The sequence below is a fragment of the Pseudarthrobacter sp. NBSH8 genome (assembly GCF_014217545.1).
Classification (GTDB): domain Bacteria; phylum Actinomycetota; class Actinomycetes; order Actinomycetales; family Micrococcaceae; genus Arthrobacter.
On sequence record NZ_CP043178.1, the window covers coordinates 1338136 to 1355230 of the forward strand.

The following is a 17095-nucleotide window of genomic DNA, read 5'->3' on the forward strand; positions in this document are numbered from 1 at the left end:
ACAGTTCCAAGGGTGTCCAAATGGCCTGGCCCGCCGATTTGCCCGCCTTTGCGACAATGGACAGGTGACTGTTACCGCAACGCCTCCCGCCCCCAAGCTGGAACTCCCGCCCCTGAAGCTGGGCCCCATCACGGTGGACACTCCCGTGATCCTGGCTCCTATGGCGGGCATCACCAACTCCGCTTTTCGTCGTTTGTGCCGTGAATACGGCGGCGGCCTGTACGTGGCGGAGATGGTCACCTCGCGCGCCCTCGTGGAACGCACCCCCGAGTCGCTGCGCATCATCTCGCACGACGACGACGAAAAGGTGCGCTCCGTCCAGCTGTACGGCGTGGACCCCGTTACGGTGGGCCACGCAGTGCGCATGTTGGTCGAAGAGGACCGCGCGGACCACATCGACCTGAACTTCGGCTGTCCCGTTCCCAAGGTGACCCGGCGCGGCGGCGGGTCTGCCCTGCCCTGGAAGACCGATCTCTTCACCTCGATCGTCCAGACCGCGGTCAAGGAAGCGTCCAAGGGCAATGTCCCGCTCACCATCAAGATGCGCAAGGGCATTGACGAGGACCACCTGACGTACCTCGACGCCGGCCGGATCGCCCGCGATGCCGGGGTGGCCGCCGTCGCGCTTCACGGCCGCACCGCAGCGCAGTTCTATTCCGGCCAGGCGGACTGGTCTGCGATCGCCCGCCTGCGCGAAGCCCTGCCGGACATCCCTGTCCTCGGCAACGGCGACATCTGGTCTGCGGAGGACGCTGTCCGGATGGTCCGGGAAACCGGCGTGGACGGCGTGGTGGTTGGCCGCGGCTGCCAGGGACGCCCGTGGCTGTTCGGTGACCTCATGGCGGCCTTCGAAGGAAGCGACGTCCGCCACAAGCCGGACCTGCAGAAGGTGGCCGAGAGCGTCTACAGGCACGCTGAGCTGATGGTGGAAACCTTCGGTGACGAGGGCAAAGCCCTGCGGGAGATCCGCAAGCACATGGCCTGGTACTTCAAGGGTTATGTGGTGGGCAGCGAACTGCGGACCAAACTGGCCATGGTGTCCAGCCTGGAGGTACTGCGCGAGACCCTGGACCAGCTTGACCTGGACTCGCCGTACCCCGGCGTGGATGCCGAAGGCCCGCGCGGCAGGGCAGGGTCGCCCAAGAAGCCGGCGCTTCCCAAGGACTGGCTGGAATCCCGTGCCCTGAACACAGCGCAGTCCCGGGACATCTCTGCCGCGGAGCTGGATGTTTCCGGTGGCTGAGACGCGCACCACGGCACAGGCCCTGCCCGGCTACGAGGCCCACGATTCCGCCCGCTGGGTGGAGGAACCGGCCAAAAACAACTACCGGTCCGATTTTGAGCGGGACCGCGCCCGGGTGCTGCACTCCTCGGCCCTGCGCCGCCTCGGCGCGAAAACGCAGGTGGTGGCCCCGGATACGGATGACTTCGTCCGCACCCGCCTGACCCACAGCCTCGAAGTGGCCCAGGTTGGCCGCGAACTGGGCCGTGCCCTGGGGTGTGACCCGGATGTGGTGGACACCGCCTGCCTGAGCCATGACCTGGGGCACCCGCCGTTCGGCCACAACGGCGAGTCCGCCCTGAACGAGGTGGCTCATGCCATCGGCGGTTTCGAAGGCAATGCCCAGACCCTCAGGCTCCTCACCCGGCTGGAGCCCAAGGTCCTGGCCACCGACGGGCGCCCGGCCGGACTGAACCTCACGAGGGCCAGCCTGGACGCGGCGGCGAAATACCCCTGGTCCGCGCTGAACGCGCCGGTGATCCATGGGCAGCGCACCAGCAAGTTCGGCGCCTATGAGGACGATCTTCCCATCTTCGACTGGCTCAGGGAGGGTGCGCCGGAACGCCGATCATGCCTGGAGGCACAGGTCATGGACCTTGCCGACGACATTTCCTATTCCGTCCACGACGTCGAGGACGCGATCGTGGCCGGGCACTTCCAGCTGCGCTGGATGGATAACCCGGACCACCGGGCCCGTGTGGTGGGCTATGCCAAGCAGTGGTACCTTCCGCACAACGACCCCGCCGCGATCGACGCTGCCCTGGCACGGCTGGAAGCCACCGACGTGTGGGTCCGCGAGGCCGACGGCAGCCGCAAATCCATGGCCGCCCTGAAGAACATGACCAGCCAGCTGATCGGCCGGTTCTGCCAGAGCGCCCTGGAGGCCACCCGTGCCGTCTACGGCCCGGAAAACCTCACCCGGTACAGCGCCGAGCTGATGGTCCCGGACGAGACGGTCATGGAAATCGCGGTGATGAAGGGCCTGGCCACCACGTTTGTGATGACCACCGAACACCGCCAGCCCATCTACGAGCGCCAGCGCGAGGTGCTGCACGCTCTGGTCACTGCCCTGAACGCCACGGGGGACCGTCACCTGGAGCCGATGTTCGCGGCTGACTGGCGGGACGCGCCCGACGACGGCGCACGGCTCAGGGTGGTCATCGACCAGGTGGCGTCGCTGACAGACGGATCGGCGCTGGCAATGTACGAACGCCTCGTGGGGAGCCTGCCGTCGCTGTGGTGACAGACGCCGTAGGGCGGCCTTCACTGTTGTTCCCCGGGACTAGGATGGCTCTGTGGCTGGCCTGATCAAACGTGATGACATAGACGAAGTACGCCAGCGCACGGACATCAAGGAAGTGGTTGACGGCTACGTCACGCTCAAGGGTGCCGGGCTGGGAACGTATAAGGGCCTGTGCCCCTTCCACGACGAACGGTCGCCGTCGTTCACCGTGCGCCCCCAGGTGGGCAGGTACCACTGCTTCGGGTGCGGTGAAGACGGGGACGTCATCGCCTTCGTGCAGAAACAGGACCACACCTCATTTCATGAGGCCGTGGAAAAACTGGCTGCCCGCATCGGCTACGAACTGCGCTACGAAGACGGCGGCACCGGCCCCAACCGCGAGGAAGTGGGCAAGCGGCAGCGCCTGCTCGATGCCCACAAAATCGCCGATGAATTCTTCCGCGCCCAGCTGTTGACGCCCGGCGCCGCCGAAGGCCGGAACTTCCTGTTCGGCCGCGGTTTTGACCGCGCCGCTTCGGAGCAGTTCGGCGTGGGCTACGCGCCGCAGGGCTGGGACGCGCTCCTGAAGCACCTCCGCGGCCGCGGCTTCACGGACCAGGAGCTCAAGCTGACGGGGATGTTCTCCGAGGGGAACCGGGGCATTTATGACCGGTTCCGCGGCCGGCTCATTTGGCCCATCCGCGACATCGCCGGCGACACCATCGGCTTCGGCGCCCGCAAGCTGTATGAGGACGACCAGGGCCCCAAATACCTCAACACCCCGGAAACCACGCTCTACAAGAAGTCCCAGGTGCTTTACGGGATAGACCTCGCCAAGCGCAGTATCGCCAAAGACCGCCAGCTTGTGGTGGTTGAGGGATACACGGACGTGATGGCCTGCCACCTGGCGGGAATCCCGACGGCGGTGGCCACCTGCGGCACGGCGTTCGGCACCGAGCACATCAAGATCGCCCGCCGTCTGCTGTCGGACGACGGCACCGGGGGAGAGGTTATCTTCACCTTTGACGGTGACGCCGCCGGGCAGAAGGCGGCACTGCGCGCCTTCGAGGAAGACCAGCGCTTTACCGCCCAGACCTACGTGGCCGTGGAGCCCACCGGCGCCGACCCGTGCGACCTGCGCCAAAGCAGGGGCGACGCCGCCGTGCGGGACCTGATCGCCACGCGCCGGCCGCTGTTCGAGTTTGCCATCAAGGCCACGCTCAGGCGCCACAACCTGGACACCGTGGAGGGCCGGGTGGCCGCGCTGCGGGAATCGGCTCCGGTGGTGGCCCAGATCCGCGACGCAGCCATCAGGCCCGAGTATGCCCGGGAACTGGCCGGCTGGCTTGGGATCTCGGTTGAAGATGTCAGCCGGGCTGTTGGTGTTGCCATGAAGCGTGCCGCCGCAGGCGGGCCGGCTGCACCTGGGACGCCCTCAGGAGCCGGTACGGCGGCTCAGCTGGGGTCCGCCCGGGCGGGCGGGCCCGGCGTGGCTGCCGGTCCGACGTCGGGCGCTGTCCCTTCCTATCAGCGGCCCGACCCACGGGATCCCGTGGCCTCCATGGAACGGCAGGCCCTGGAGGTGGCGCTGCAGGAGCCCGCACTCCTGGGCGGCGGCATCTGGGAGCGCTTCTCCGGGGCCCGGTTCATCACGCCCGCCTTCCTGGCCGTGCACGATGCGATGCGCGCCTCCGGCCCCGAGCTGATCGGCGACCCCGCACGCTGGGTGGGCCAGGTGATGGAGGAAGTCCCGGAACCCCTGCGGCCGTTGGTGTCCGAACTGTCCGTGGTGCCGCTGCCCGCGAGCACCGCCGAGGGAGTCCAGAAGTACGGCAGAGGCATTCTCACTGCGCTGTTTGAACTCCAGATCACGCGTGTGAAGGCGGACAAGATGGGCCAGCTGCAGCGACTCGACCCAGGCTCCGAGCACGACCGGATCCAGCAGCTGCAGCGTGAACTGATGATGCTCGAAATGGAACGCCGGGCACTGCGCTCGGACGCCTGAAACGCGCCGATTCCACTCCGATTTCGTTTCCCCGCACGGTGTTTGCTAGGCTGGTACCCGCTTCATTCCTCCTTAGCTCAATTGGCAGAGCATTCGACTGTTAATCGAAGGGTTGCTGGTTCAAGTCCAGCAGGAGGAGCGCACAATCCCCGTTCCGGGTCTCCGGAACGGGGATTTTTTTATACCCGGGGCGGGTATGCGATGCTGTGCTGCCGCCGATTTCCCATTCCCGGGAAACCTTTGCTAATGTCATACCTGCTTCATTCCTCCTTAGCTCAATTGGCAGAGCATTCGACTGTTAATCGAAGGGTTGCTGGTTCAAGTCCAGCAGGAGGAGCAAACAAACAAAGATCCCCGTCCTCATCTCTGAGGGCGGGGATTTTTTGCATCAGACAAAGTCCATTTCCACTTGCAGGAAGCACTCCGCTTCGGCAATGGCCGCGCGGAAGGCGTCCTGCTCGGTTGGGAACTTGCGGGGCTCCCGCGGATGCCACTCATGGGCTGCTGAGTGCACCCGGACGAAGCCGGAGGCCGGCGGTGCGTAGAAGATGCCGAACCGCTGCACCGGCCATTCGGGCGACGTCTCCGGGGCCACCAGGAGGGCGGCGCTGAAGGCGGCGTTGAACCACTGCGCGATGGGCCGCCGTCGGTCGTCCGTGAAGAGTCCGGCGGCATAGAGGGCTGCGGACTGCTCGCCGGTTTGGGCGCACAGCCGGTCCCACCACAAGGGCAAAATGCCTGAGTCGCAACGTTGCCATGTGGCCGGGGGCGGCGGGGAGAACTGCCAACTGGGCACGGATCTATTTTATCGTGGGAAAGCACCCCAGCGGCAGGGGTTGGCCCCCTCCTCGGTGACCCGCGATTTGGCGCCCGGTCACAACGGCTCTCCAGACCCCCACAACTACGGGCGGTTCCAGGGGCCCGGGTTAACCCGGTACAGCAGGGCAGCACCGGCCAGCGCGCCCAGGATTATGCCTATGGCGCCACTGCCGAACACGCGCCCAAGGAAGTAACCGGCCACGCCGCCCAGCACTGCCCCGAGGAACAGTCCCCGGGGGTTGCGGTGCGGCTTGCGTGGCATGCGTTTCATCAGTGATCGACCGGTTCAGTGGATCGAGGGCACGGTGCGCGGCCTGACGATCAGCCAGAGGCCCGCTATCGCCATCAGTATGCAGGCGGCCTGCACGGCGCCCATGGGGGTGGAGCTGGTGATGCCCAGCCACCCCACCACCGGTGACACCAGGCCGGCCATCAGGAACGTCGCGGCACCCAGGAGGGACGCAGCCGTCCCGGCCTGTGCGCCGTGGCTGCTCAAAGCCAGCACCTGGACACAGGGGAACGTAAAGCCAGTGCCCATAATGTAGAACCAGAGCGGAACCATCGCGCCCCAAAGTCCCAGGCCGGCCTGGTCAAAGACCACAATCAGCAGGGCCATGAGGAACATCCAGGCTGTGGAACAGGCAAGGATCCACTGCGGGGGAACAATACGGATGAGCCTGGAGCTGATCTGGACGCCAGCCACAATGCCCAGGGAATTGATGCCGAACAACAGACCGTATTCCTGCGGCGAGAACCCGTAGATGTCCTGGAAGAGGAACGGCGACGCGGACAGGTAGGTAAAGAGGCCGGCGAAGTTCATGCCTCCCACCACCAAGAGGCCCACGAAGATCCGGTCCGTGAAAAGAACCTTGTACCGCTGGCTGGCGGTCATGCCGGTCAGCCCGCGCTTTTCCGGTGGCAATGTTTCGCGGACCAGGACGAGCGCGGCGATGATCACCAGCGTGCCGTAACCGGCCAGGAACACGAAGATTCCCGGCCACGGCATCACCAGGAGCAGCTGCGATCCGATCACCGGGGCCAGAATCGGAGCCAGTCCGTTCACCAGGGCCATGCGCGAGAACATCCGGACCATGGCATAGCCGGAGAACAGGTCCCGCACCATTGCCATGGCCACCACTCCGCCACCCGCAGCCCCCACTCCCATGAGGACACGGAAGAAGCCCAAGGTGGAGATGTCGGTGGACAGGGCTGCTCCCACGGAGGAGGCGATATGCAGGGCCGTGGCCAGGATCAGCGGGAGCCGGCGGCCGAACTTGTCGCTGAACGGGCCTACCACCAGCTGGCCGAGGGCAAAGCCCACGGTAGTGCCGGCCAAGGTCAGCTGGACCTGGGCCTCGGTGACCCCCAGGCTCGCTTCCAGTGCCGGGAACGCAGGCAGGTACAGGTCGATGGTGAAAGGGCCCAGCGCGGTGAGTGCACCGAGGAGGAGGATGTACAGCAGTTTCCGGCGTCGGGTCAGCGAATCGCCCGGATTCGAGTGGGTGGTCACGGAGATCAATCCTAGGCCCGGAAGTTCCATCTTTCCGGGGTTGCGGGCGCGCCGTGGGGCCAACCAGGAAGTTTGCCCCGGACCGGAATGATAGTTTTGGGGGCGGGACCGTGCTGCCGCGGGCTCCCACAGCACACGGATGCCGAATCGACCAGGCAGCAGACTACGCAACAAGTTAGGCGGGAACCGATGAGCGGACGTCACACCGGGCGCACCAGCCAGGGATTGCGGATCACCGCGCTGCCCAGGACGCTGAAACTACTCTTTCGCCTGGCCCCTCGCCAACTCAACGATGAAATCGCCTTCGCCAAGATCGAGCTCAAGCGCAAGGGCATCCAGGTCGGCGTCGCCGCCGCCTTCCTTGCCGTCGCGCTTATTTTTGTGGCGTTTCTTATGGTGGGCCTCATCGTAGCCGCCATAATGGGCCTGGCCACCATCATGCCGGCGTGGCTGGCCGCGCTGCTCGTCTGCGCCCTGTTCCTGGTCATCGCCCTCATCAGTGCACTGATCGGCCTCCGCAAATTCAAGCAGGCCATGCCCCTGGTCCCTGCCGAAACCATCCGCGGGATCAAACACGATCTCGGCATCGCCAAGGAAGGCTCGGGCTTCAACGCCGAACTGCTCGATCCCGCCAGCCCGGAGGCCAAGGCCGCGAAGGCTGCCAAGGACGAAGCAGCCGCGAAGGCCAAGGCCGAGAAGGAAGCCAAGGCCGAGGCGCATAAGACGGAGTTCCCGCACGCGTCCGAGCCCGAGCTTCACCGCCGCCTCGAACAGCGCCGGCGGCACTTGGCACAGGTCCGCGACGAGCTGGATACCGAGCTCGACATCAAGCCGCAGGCCATGTTCGTACTGGGCGCTGCCAGGGAGAAACTGGGGGAGGGCAAGGCCGCCGTTGAACACGGCGCGGCCGCGGCCAGCCAGAAGTTCGCTGCCTTCTCCGGCTCCCGGGACGGCGCCGGCGTGCGCTGGAAGCCGCTTGCCGCCCTTGCGGCCTCCGCGACGATCTTTGCGGTGCTCCTGCGCAGGCTGCTCCGGAACCCCTGACAACACACATCACACTGGGCACTATGGAAGGGGGGCGGAGTGAGGTTCATTGGCGCTGGCGCGCGACCCGGCCGCCCCCAAACTGACCACGACCGCGTTTTCACCCTCCCCAACGCCCTGACGGTGCTGCGCTTTATGGGCGTGCCGCTTTTTGTCTGGCTGGTCCTGGCCCAGAAGGAATATGGGGCCGCCGTGGTGGTTCTGGTGGTCATGGCGGGAACCGACTGGATTGACGGGTATGTGGCCCGCCGCTTCGACCAGGCGTCCAAGCTCGGCCGGGTCATGGACCCGCTGGCGGACCGGCTTGCCCTGATCGCGGTGGCGGTCACCCTGGTGATTGCCGGCGTCGTCCATTGGCTGTATCTGGCCGCACTCCTGGTGCCGGACGCCGTGCTCCTGGTGCTGACCCTCTCCTACTTCGGCGGCCATCCGGACCTGCCGGTGAGCCGTGTAGGCAAGGTTCGCACCGGATTCCTGCTTCTGGGCACACCGCTGCTGGTCCTGTCGCGTTTGGACACCCCGATTGCCGGGCCGCTGTACGTTGCCGCTTGGATCGTGCTGGGACTCGGGCTTGCCGGCCACTGGATTGCCGCCTACAACTATTTCTGGGCGATTCTGCGCAAGGGCCGTCAGCAGTCCCATCACGACGGCGGCACCGGCTGATGGTGTGGGTGGCCGTTCTGCTGGCGGTGCTTGGGGCATTCTGCCTGGCCTTCGGAGCGCAGAAGCAGGGGAGTGCAGTCAAAGCCGACACCGGCGGGCTGGCGCTGAGTTCTAACGGCTTCCTCCGTCTGCTCCGCAATCCGCGGTGGGTGCTGGGACTTCTCCTGCTGTGCGTCGGGATGGGAATGAACGCGGTGGCATTGGTCTCCGCGCCGCTGACGGTGGTACAGCCGATCGGCGCCATTGCGCTGGTCATTACCACGGTGGTGAACGCCCGGGACCAGGACATCACCATCAACCGGGCCACCATGGTGTCCATCGCGGCCTGCGTGACCGGCTCCGCATTCTTTGTCCTCCTCGCCGTCAACGTGACGCAGGAGAACCACCACGTGAACCAGGAGGACGAGCTCACCATCGTGTTGCTGCTGGCACTGGCCGTCGGCGTGTTCGGCACCCTCGCGGTCATGTTCCGGCACCGGATGGGCGCGTTTGTTTACATCCTCGGCGCCGGCGTGCTGTTCGGCTTCGTCGCGGTCCTGACACGTATCATCGGCAAACACCTGCTGGATCCGAACGGGCTGGCACTGCTCAATGTCCAGTGGTATTCGGTGGTGGCCATCGCTGCGGCCGGCGGCCTGGGTTCGTGGTTTGTGCAGAGCGCCTACTCGGGCGGCCCGCCGGACCTTGTCATCGCCGGGCTGACTGTCATCGACCCGATCGTTGGCATCGCCATCGGCATCGTGATCCTGGGTGAGCTGCGCCCGGACGTCCACGCCGTGATGGCGATTGCCATGGCTACGGCTGCTTCGCTTGCTATCGTGGGGGTGATCGCCCTTTCCAGGCACCATCCCGAGGTCGCCAAGCGCAGGAAAGATGCGCGGAAGGCGGCGGGCAGGGCGTCCCACTAGCCTGTTTACCCGACTAGCCCACTTCATGACCAGCCGATTTTCACTAATAGGCCCCGCGCTACCTTGCCGGCGGCCCACCGGTGCAGCCAGCGACAGCTGCCCGCACCGTGACCTTCAGGAGCTCTCCACGTGACAACGCCCTCTGACCAGCGACCCTTGACCGTACTGATTGCCGCGGATACCTATCCGCCCCACATCAACGGGGCCGCCCAGTTCAGCTACCGGCTCGCGAAGGGTATGACGGGCCGAGGCCACAATGTGCATGTGCTCGCCTGCCGCGCGGACAACGGCGCGAGCTTCACCGAGTTCCGCTCCGAGGCGACCGTGCACCGGCTCCGCTCGCACGGGGTCTTCACCCACGAATACTTCCGCATCTGTTTCCCTTGGGAAATCAAGAAGGAGATCGGCCTCCTTTTCGATCGGATCCAGCCCGATGTAGTGCATATCCAGAGCCACTACATGATCGGGGAGCACGTCCTCTATGAAGCGGCGAAGCGGGGCATCAGAATTGTGGCCACCAATCACTTCATGCCGGAGAACCTCAACCCGTTCCTGCCGTTCCCGCAGTGGTTCAAGGACATCATCGGCAAGATCTCCTGGAAGGACATGGGCAAGGTCATGGGCCAGGCCGACGTCGTCACCACGCCCACACCCCTGGCCGCCAAGGCCATGCACCAGCACGCTTTCCTGCACAAGGTACTGCCACTCTCCAACGGCATCGACTCCGCAGCCTACGAGCTGCAGCCAGGTGAAGTTATCGAACCGCACGCCCATCCCACAGTGGTCTTTGTGGGGCGCCTGGCCGAGGAAAAGCACGTGGACGTGCTGATCAATGCCGTGTCCAAAACGCCCGCGGATCTCAACGTCTGCCTGGAGATTGTGGGCGGCGGCGAAGTCCGTTCGGCTCTTGAATCGCAGGCGGAACGTCTCGGAATGGGGGAGCGGGTGAAGTTCCTGGGACTGGCCAGCGATGACGACCTCCGTGAGGCCTACATCAGGGCAGACCTGTTCTGCATGCCGGGGACCGCTGAGCTTCAGTCCCTGGTGACCCTTGAAGCTATGTCTGCCTCCACTCCCGTCCTGCTCGCGGATGCCATGGCACTGCCGCACCTGGTGCGCGATGGCGAGAATGGCTATCTTTTCACGCCCAACGACAGCGACGACCTCGCAGCCAAGATCACGAAGATCCTCCAGTTGCCGGCCGACGAACGGGCGGCAATGGGCCAGGCCAGCCGGCGGATGGTTGAACCGCATAGTATCGAGGGAACGCTGCAGACCTTCGAGGACCTCTACCGGGGTGCAAGCTACGACGACAAAGCAGTCTGACTGCGATCTGGCAACTGCTCGCTCCAGCCTGGCCGTGGCCCGGCGTCATGGCTGCGTGGTCTTCATGCCCGCCACTTTTTGCTAGAGTGTTTTTGCCCTGCTGAAGCTGAAGTCCTCCACGGACCACGCTGGGAAGGGCGGGGGGCTATAGCTCAGCTGGTTAGAGCGCGGGACTCATAATCCTAAGGTCCTCGGTTCAAGTCCGAGTAGCCCTACTGTGTGTGCCCTCCGGTCTGCGTTCACGCAAACCGGAGGGCATACGTGTCTCAGACGGATGCCTAATCAAGAATGGCTGTGGCGAGCTTTTGGCGGATCACGTGTTCTTCGCCGCTCCCGGTGGTTGGCAGCCGCAGGAGAGGAATGCCGTGCGCGAGGCAGATCGCATCCTTGAAGCCGTCCCGGACTCGTTGCAAAGGATCAGCCTCGTGGAAGGCAAAACCGTCAACTTCCACAGCGAGGACAGGCACATTGGTGATGCGGTTGTATATGACGAAGTCCACCGTGGCGCGGTTGCGCACGTAGGCCATCTGCTGGGCCGTGAGCCTGGACAGGTCGGGGAGCAGATTGCGTAAAACGACCTGCTGAGCAACGGCCAAATCCGTGTAGGTTGCCTCGGCAAGAATTTCGAGGAGCAGCGTCCACACGATGTTTTCGGAAGCGAACTTGGACGTGTTTTGAAGGCGGGCAGCCAAGGGCCGGAGCACCGCCGAGTACTCCTTGTAGAGGAGATCGAATACAGATACGACTGCGCTATCGAACACGCCGTGCTCGGGATCCTGGTACTGGATGAACTGGACCAGATCGCGAAGATGACGGCTGGCCGGCAGCATGTCGTAATTCGTCACCAATATGAACCGTTTGACCGCCCGGGATACCGCCACATTGACCAGTTGCGGGTTATCCACAAATTCAACCCCGAAACGTCCGTTTTTGGTCTCGTCCAGGACCGTGCTCATGATGATGACTTCCTTCTCGCGGCCCTGGAACTTGTGGACGGTGTCAGCCTGGATGGTGTTGACGAGGGCTTCCGCCACTTTGTCCACTTGCAGACGGTACGGTGTGACCACACCTATGTCTTCAGGCCGTGTGTCTGAGCAGAATTCTTGCAGGACTTCCTCTGCAATAACGTCCGCTTCCCGTTGGTTGGTGCGACCGCCCACGTGCTGCCGCATGTGGTTTCCCTTAGCTGTGCGTACCACTATGAGCGCCTTGTTGTCCGGGTCACTGACCGTGTACGGAACGAGTTGCCCACCGTAAAACTTCTTGTTGCAGAAATCGATGATGGCAGGGTCGCAGCGGTAGTGCTCCCGGAGCATTGTGCGGGGGAGGTCGGTGCCGAAGCGCTCGATGATTGAGGACAGGATACTGTGCCGCCCATAGTCGTAACTTGGCGCAGGTGCTGGCCGGGCGCGCTCGGATGCACCCTTCGCCGCTATGTGCTGTAGCTGCTGCAGGTCCCCCACCACGATGACGTTCCGTGCGCAGGAAAGCGCCACGCCCGCGACTAGAAGGTCCACCTGGGACGCTTCATCGATGATCAGGTAGTCCAGCAGGAAGCCAGCCGGGATGCTTCGCCGTAGCGAGTGGCAGGTACTCAAGATCACTGGATAATCGTTGGCAAAGTTCGTGAAGTCCCGGCGATAAGTGTCGTCCGAATAGCCTTGAGACCGGCCACCGGAATAGCGCTGGTACAGACTGGCGTCCAGCGCTTGTCGTGACAAGTGCCTTAGTTCGTCTTCGAGACCGGGGCAGTCGTTCTGATCGAGCTGCGCTTTCGCTCGCTCCATTTGCTGTTCCAACTCCGCAATTTTGCTGTCGTAGAAAGCAGCCTGGAGACGCAGGATTACGTCCGTGTTGTCTGGATCGATGTGCTTCGTGGATCCATATCGAAAACGGCCCTTGAACCGTCGAAAAACTCTTTTGAGGCGACTTTCATTCGCTGGAACGGCCGCTGTCTGGGCGAGGAATTCGAGGATACGGTTGGACGGCCGCTTCAGGAGTGTCAATGCCGGAAGCGGGGGCAGTTCGTGACTGTCGACATGTTGGCTGAAGTGACGCCGTTCAAGTTTGTAGGCATCCAGCTCCTGCCGCCGCATAGCCAGCTCCCGGGCCATCACCTGCAAGTGCTGGAGTTGCTTGTCGAGGTCCGAAATCCGACCGGCTGCTGGCAAGGACACAGTTGAGCGCCCGGCTTGGCGTTGCACCTCGACGTTTTCGGCGTGTTGTCCCGCGAAGAACTTACGTCTCACGTCGCTACGCCCCAAGTCTGCAACGACGTGGCCGAGCCCTTCCCGCGCGAGCTTGTCGCGGACGTTTTCCACCGCGGCATTATTGGAAGACACAATGCCCACAGTTGTCCCCGGGGAACGGATGATGTTGGCAACCAGGTTCAGTATTGTTTGCGTCTTTCCTGTTCCCGGCGGCCCGTCGATGACCGAGATACGGTGGGTGAGGCCTTTCATCAGAGCCTCGCGCTGGCTAAGGTTTGACGAAAATGGGAAAATAAGTTCCCCGATTTCCGCCGAGGCATCCAGGGCTTCGCCGCGAAGGTAGAGATCGAGGATGCTCCCCTGGGGGACGGCCCGAAAGTTCTTGTATAGGGGGCGCAATGGATCGTCCTGCCCGAGATGGGAAACGACGTGGTGCCAGTAGTTGAGGACGTCGTAAGCTTCGGTGGCGTCCTCCGCAGCGTGGACAATGCTGATCTCGTCCTGCCTGCATGTCCTATAGTCTTCGCGTCCGCTGGTTAAGGAGAAAACGCGCCACCAGGTCTGGCCTGGACCGTCAAAACGCCACACCTCCGTCACTCCCTGCACGGGATCTCCACGGATGCTGACACAGTCCCTATCCTCGATGGGTTCGCGTGTCGGGTTGCGCAGAATCATGACGTTCTGGGCCGAATACCTGTATTTCCGCGGGCTGCTGGCTGGCTGGAATGTAACGAAGGTGAAGTCGGCGGCGACAACGTAATCCAAAACTTGCGAGGTTTTGTCATGAAATCCGGGCTGGTCCCTGCTCCGGATGAGAACGGCCTCGCGGTGTGGGTCAGTCAATACAATTCCCCCAAGTAATAAGATGCAACATCCTTGCACCCGACGTTATCGAAGTTCTCTGCACCGATCGACCGCCTGGGCGTTAGCAGGTCCAGCTTCCTTCCATCGCCACCGTTGCGGAGGGTAAGGCCGATGCTGTAAGTTACTGACCAGTAACTTAATGAACTTCCGGGGATGTTCGCGCCTTGGAGCCGTCCATCAGCACTGATCCCTAGCGAGGAAAACCATGTCTAAGAAATCCATTGACATCAACAACCTTCCGTACGCCGACGGCGACTTCTTCGCCTTCGAGCAGCTTCTCACCGCCAAGGAGCAGGACCGGCTCGCCGAGATCCGTGGTTTCCTTGCCCGCGAAGTCCGGCCGATTGCCGTGGACTGCTGGAACCGAGGCGAGTTCCCCATGGAACTCATTCCCAAGCTGGCCGAAATTGACCTGGTGAGCCCGGTGCGGCGCCAGGGCTACTCCAACCTGTTTGCCGGCCTGGTCCACGCCGAGGCCACCCGCGCCGATACTTCCATCGCTACCTTCATGGGCGTGCACGACGGACTGTTCACCGGCTCCATCGAAGCCCTTGCCTCCCAGGAACAGCAGGACGCCTGGCTCCCGGATATCTATTCGCTGAAGAAGATCGGCGCATTCGGGCTCACCGAACCCCTGGGCGGTTCCGACGTGGCCGGCGGCACGCGCACCACAGCACAGCGCGACGGCGACACCTGGATCCTCAATGGCGACAAGCGCTGGATCGGCAACGCTACATTCTCGGATTGGGTGGTCATCTACGCCCGGGACCTCGCCGACAACCAGGTCAAGGGCTTCCTCGTAGATACGGCGCTGCCCGGGTTCAGCGCCACCAAGATCGAAAACAAGATCTCCCTCCGGACCGTCCAGAACGCAGACATAGTCCTGGAGAACGTCGTGGTTCCGGACTTCTTCAAGCTGGCAGGCGCCAACAGCTTCCGCGACACCAACAAGGTCCTGAAGGTCACTCGGCTGTCCGTCGGCTGGCAGGCTGTTGGCCAGCAGCTGGCAGCCTTTGACGTGGCCCGCCGCTACGCCGTGGAACGCCACCAGTTCGGCCGTCCGCTGGCGTCGTTCCAGCTCGTCCAAAGCCAGCTGGTGCAGATCCTGGGGAATGCGGTCAGCTCGATGGGCATGATGGTCCGGCTTTCCCAGCTGGAGGATGCCGGCCAGGCCAAGGACGAACAGTCCGCCCTGGCCAAGGCATTCACCACCGCCCGGATGCGCGAGAGTGTTGCGATCGGCCGCAGCCTCCTGGGCGGCAACGGCATCGTGACGGACTTCGAGATGGCCAAGATCTTTGCAGATGCCGAAGCCATCTACTCGTATGAGGGAACCCACGAGATCAACACCCTCGTGACCGGTCGAGCCATCACCGGGATCTCTGCCATCGTCTAGTGCCGTCAGCCGTCAGCCGTCAGCCGTCGTCCGTCAGCCGTCAGCCCGTGTCCGGCCCCAGGGGCAACAGGATGGACGGGCGGAGGTCCGTGACGAATTCCAGCGGATTGACGTAGGCGTCCCCGCGCCGGACGCCCCAGTGGACGCAGGCAATGGCGCCGCAGTGCCCGGGTTGCAGCGTTCCGATGGGTTCGCCCTTCGCCACCAGGGTTCCCGCCGTGAGCGGGCTGTGGACCGGCTCAAAACTGCTGCGGAGACCGCCTCCGTGATCGATGGTGATCACGGGGCGGTCCACTACCACTCCCACAAAACTGACGGTGCCGGACTCCGGCGAGGTGACCGGGACGCCGTCGTGCGTTGCCTCAAGGTCCACGCCACGATGCCCGCTCATCCACGGCTTGTCCGGAGGGTCAAAGGCGCGCAGCACCGCGGGCCTGGGGGAGAGCGGCCACTCCCAGGAATCGCGCGGCGCTGTACCTGCTGGGGCCGCCGTGGCTGGAAGCAGTAGCGCGGCGGCGAGGACGAGTGATGCTTTCATGAACCCAGCTTTACGTGCCGGATCCCTGATGGGGAGTGCCCACTTTGGCCATGTGGAAAACGCCCGCCGAGGGCCCCGGGTAGTCCAGCGGTTATTGGCTCCTGTAGTACACTTGGTGGAGCAGTTTGCTGTGCCCTCAACGCTTGCGTCGGCACGCCTCATTCAGGAATGCGGGGGAGCAGCAACTGACTACGCGTATCCAGCCCTCCAAATCTGAAGCCCCGGCTTTGTATAAGGAGGATTGTGTCTCTTGCGGTCAGGGCCTCGCGGTCCTGGTAAGGGTCGCAATGGATGCCAGGAGCACGGCCCGTCTTGGGCCACGCTAAATAACCGTCAACTATTGGCAGGGTAAGAGAGCCTGAAAAGGTTCTCTCATGAATGACCTGCCGGAAGGAGCGCCGGCATGCCCGTCGTAACTATGCGCCAGCTGCTTGACAGCGGCGTCCACTTTGGACACCAGACCCGCCGTTGGAACCCGAAGATGAAGCGATTCATCTTCACGGAGCGCAACGGCATCTACATCATTGACCTTCAGCAGTCGCTGTCCTACATCGACCGCGCCTACGAGTTCGTAAAGGCCACCGTTGCACACGGCGGCACCGTACTCTTCGTCGGCACCAAGAAGCAGGCCCAGGAATCCATCGCTGAGCAGGCTACCCGTGTTGGACAGCCCTACGTGAACCAGCGCTGGCTCGGCGGTATGCTGACCAACTTCCAGACTGTTTCCAAGCGCATCCAGCGCATGAAGGAACTGGAAGAGATCGACTTCGACGACGTCGCCGGTTCCGCGTACACGAAGAAGGAACTGCTGCTCCTTCGCCGTGAACTCACCAAGCTGGAAACCAACCTCGGCGGTATCCGCAACCTGACCAAGGCGCCGTCCGTGCTCTGGATCGTGGACACCAAGAAGGAACACCTGGCCGTTGACGAAGCCAAGAAGCTGAACATCCCGGTTGTGGCCATCCTGGACACCAACTGCGATCCTGACGAAGTTGACTTCCCGATCCCGGGCAACGACGACGCCATCCGCTCCGTCAACCTGCTGACCCGCGTTGTCGCCGACGCCGTTGCGGAGGGCCTCATCGCCCGCCACAACCGCGCCACGGGCACCACGGAAGCTCCGGAAGAGCCGCTGGCTGAGTGGGAGCGCGAACTCCTCGAAGGCAGCAAGACTGAAGAAGCTCCTGCTGCTGAGGCTGCTCCGGCTGCTGAAGAAGCTGCCGCTCCGGCAGCTGAAGAAGCAGCCCCGGTTGCCGAGGAAGCTCCGGCTGCCGCCGAGGCTCCTGCCGCCGACGCTGACAAGTAAGA

14 protein-coding genes and 3 tRNA genes are annotated in these 17095 nt (G+C 63.7%); 12 read left to right on the top strand and 5 right to left on the bottom strand.

Annotation, left to right across the window (positions count from 1 at the left end):
- Window positions 1-64: 64 nt before the first annotated feature.
- The 5 genes from dusB (at window position 65) to FYJ92_RS06130 (ending at window position 4846) form a co-directional block, all read left to right on the top strand.
- Window positions 65-1243: a tRNA dihydrouridine synthase DusB gene (gene dusB, locus FYJ92_RS06110; RefSeq protein WP_185263054.1), complete on the top strand. Its 1179-nt coding sequence runs from the start codon at window positions 65-67 to the stop codon at window positions 1241-1243.
- Complete coding sequence (locus FYJ92_RS06115; RefSeq protein ID WP_185263055.1) at window positions 1227-2525, top strand: deoxyguanosinetriphosphate triphosphohydrolase; 1299 nt, start codon at window positions 1227-1229, stop codon at window positions 2523-2525. Before dusB ends, FYJ92_RS06115 begins: the two co-directional genes overlap by 17 nt.
- Window positions 2526-2577: 52 nt before the next feature.
- Window positions 2578-4509, top strand: a complete 1932-nt coding sequence (dnaG, locus tag FYJ92_RS06120; RefSeq protein ID WP_185263056.1) for a DNA primase — start codon at window positions 2578-2580, stop codon at window positions 4507-4509.
- Window positions 4510-4575: 66 nt separating this feature from the next.
- Window positions 4576-4648: transfer RNA gene (locus FYJ92_RS06125), tRNA-Asn, on the top strand.
- Between the two features lie 125 nt (window positions 4649-4773).
- Window positions 4774-4846 (top strand) — tRNA-Asn (locus tag FYJ92_RS06130).
- Window positions 4847-4897: 51 nt separating this feature from the next.
- On the opposite strand, the gene FYJ92_RS06135 is transcribed toward FYJ92_RS06130, so the two are convergent.
- From FYJ92_RS06135 to FYJ92_RS06145, 3 genes are all read right to left on the bottom strand, one after another.
- On the bottom strand, window positions 4898-5305 hold the full coding sequence (locus FYJ92_RS06135; protein ID WP_185263057.1) for a hypothetical protein: 408 nt from the start codon (window positions 5303-5305) through the stop codon (window positions 4898-4900).
- 105 nt (window positions 5306-5410) lie between these two features.
- Complete coding sequence (locus FYJ92_RS06140; protein ID WP_185263695.1) at window positions 5411-5590, bottom strand: hypothetical protein; 180 nt, start codon at window positions 5588-5590, stop codon at window positions 5411-5413.
- A gap of 24 nt (window positions 5591-5614) precedes the next feature.
- Entirely contained in the window at window positions 5615-6868 is a 1254-nt protein-coding gene (locus FYJ92_RS06145) for a multidrug effflux MFS transporter (RefSeq protein WP_185263696.1), read from the bottom strand.
- 159 nt (window positions 6869-7027) lie between these two features.
- On the opposite strand from FYJ92_RS06145, the gene FYJ92_RS06150 reads away from it, so the two are divergent.
- From FYJ92_RS06150 to FYJ92_RS06170, 5 genes are all read left to right on the top strand, one after another.
- Window positions 7028-7882 (top strand): phage holin family protein, encoded by an 855-nt coding sequence (locus FYJ92_RS06150; protein ID WP_185263058.1) that lies wholly within the window; start codon window positions 7028-7030, stop codon window positions 7880-7882.
- A 39-nt stretch (window positions 7883-7921) separates the two neighbouring features.
- Window positions 7922-8545, top strand: a complete 624-nt coding sequence (locus FYJ92_RS06155; protein ID WP_185263059.1) for a CDP-alcohol phosphatidyltransferase family protein — start codon at window positions 7922-7924, stop codon at window positions 8543-8545.
- Window positions 8545-9453 carry a DMT family transporter gene (locus tag FYJ92_RS06160; protein WP_185263060.1) on the top strand — a complete coding sequence of 303 codons (909 nt, stop codon included), beginning with the start codon at window positions 8545-8547 and terminating at the stop codon, window positions 9451-9453. Before FYJ92_RS06155 ends, FYJ92_RS06160 begins: the two co-directional genes overlap by 1 nt.
- A 129-nt stretch (window positions 9454-9582) precedes the next feature.
- On the top strand, window positions 9583-10779 hold the full coding sequence (locus tag FYJ92_RS06165; RefSeq protein WP_185263061.1) for a glycosyltransferase: 1197 nt from the start codon (window positions 9583-9585) through the stop codon (window positions 10777-10779).
- Between the two features lie 141 nt (window positions 10780-10920).
- Window positions 10921-10994: transfer RNA gene (locus tag FYJ92_RS06170), tRNA-Ile, on the top strand.
- A 63-nt stretch (window positions 10995-11057) separates the two neighbouring features.
- On the opposite strand, the gene FYJ92_RS06175 is transcribed toward FYJ92_RS06170, so the two are convergent.
- Window positions 11058-13832, bottom strand: coding sequence for an AAA domain-containing protein (locus FYJ92_RS06175; protein WP_185263062.1), 2775 nt, complete (start codon window positions 13830-13832; stop codon window positions 11058-11060).
- A 226-nt stretch (window positions 13833-14058) separates the two neighbouring features.
- Here FYJ92_RS06175 and FYJ92_RS06180 point away from each other — a divergent pair, with 226 nt between their 5' ends.
- Entirely contained in the window at window positions 14059-15249 is a 1191-nt protein-coding gene (locus FYJ92_RS06180; protein WP_185263063.1) for an acyl-CoA dehydrogenase family protein, read from the top strand.
- A gap of 40 nt (window positions 15250-15289) precedes the next feature.
- Here FYJ92_RS06180 and FYJ92_RS06185 read toward each other — a convergent pair whose 3' ends face one another.
- A complete protein-coding gene (locus FYJ92_RS06185) occupies window positions 15290-15787 on the bottom strand; it encodes a M23 family metallopeptidase (RefSeq protein ID WP_185263064.1) in 498 nt (165 codons plus the stop codon).
- Between the two features lie 403 nt (window positions 15788-16190).
- Here FYJ92_RS06185 and rpsB point away from each other — a divergent pair, with 403 nt between their 5' ends.
- Window positions 16191-17093 (top strand): 30S ribosomal protein S2, encoded by a 903-nt coding sequence (gene rpsB, locus FYJ92_RS06190; RefSeq protein ID WP_056348267.1) that lies wholly within the window; start codon window positions 16191-16193, stop codon window positions 17091-17093.
- The last annotated feature ends 2 nt before the right edge of the window (window positions 17094-17095 follow it).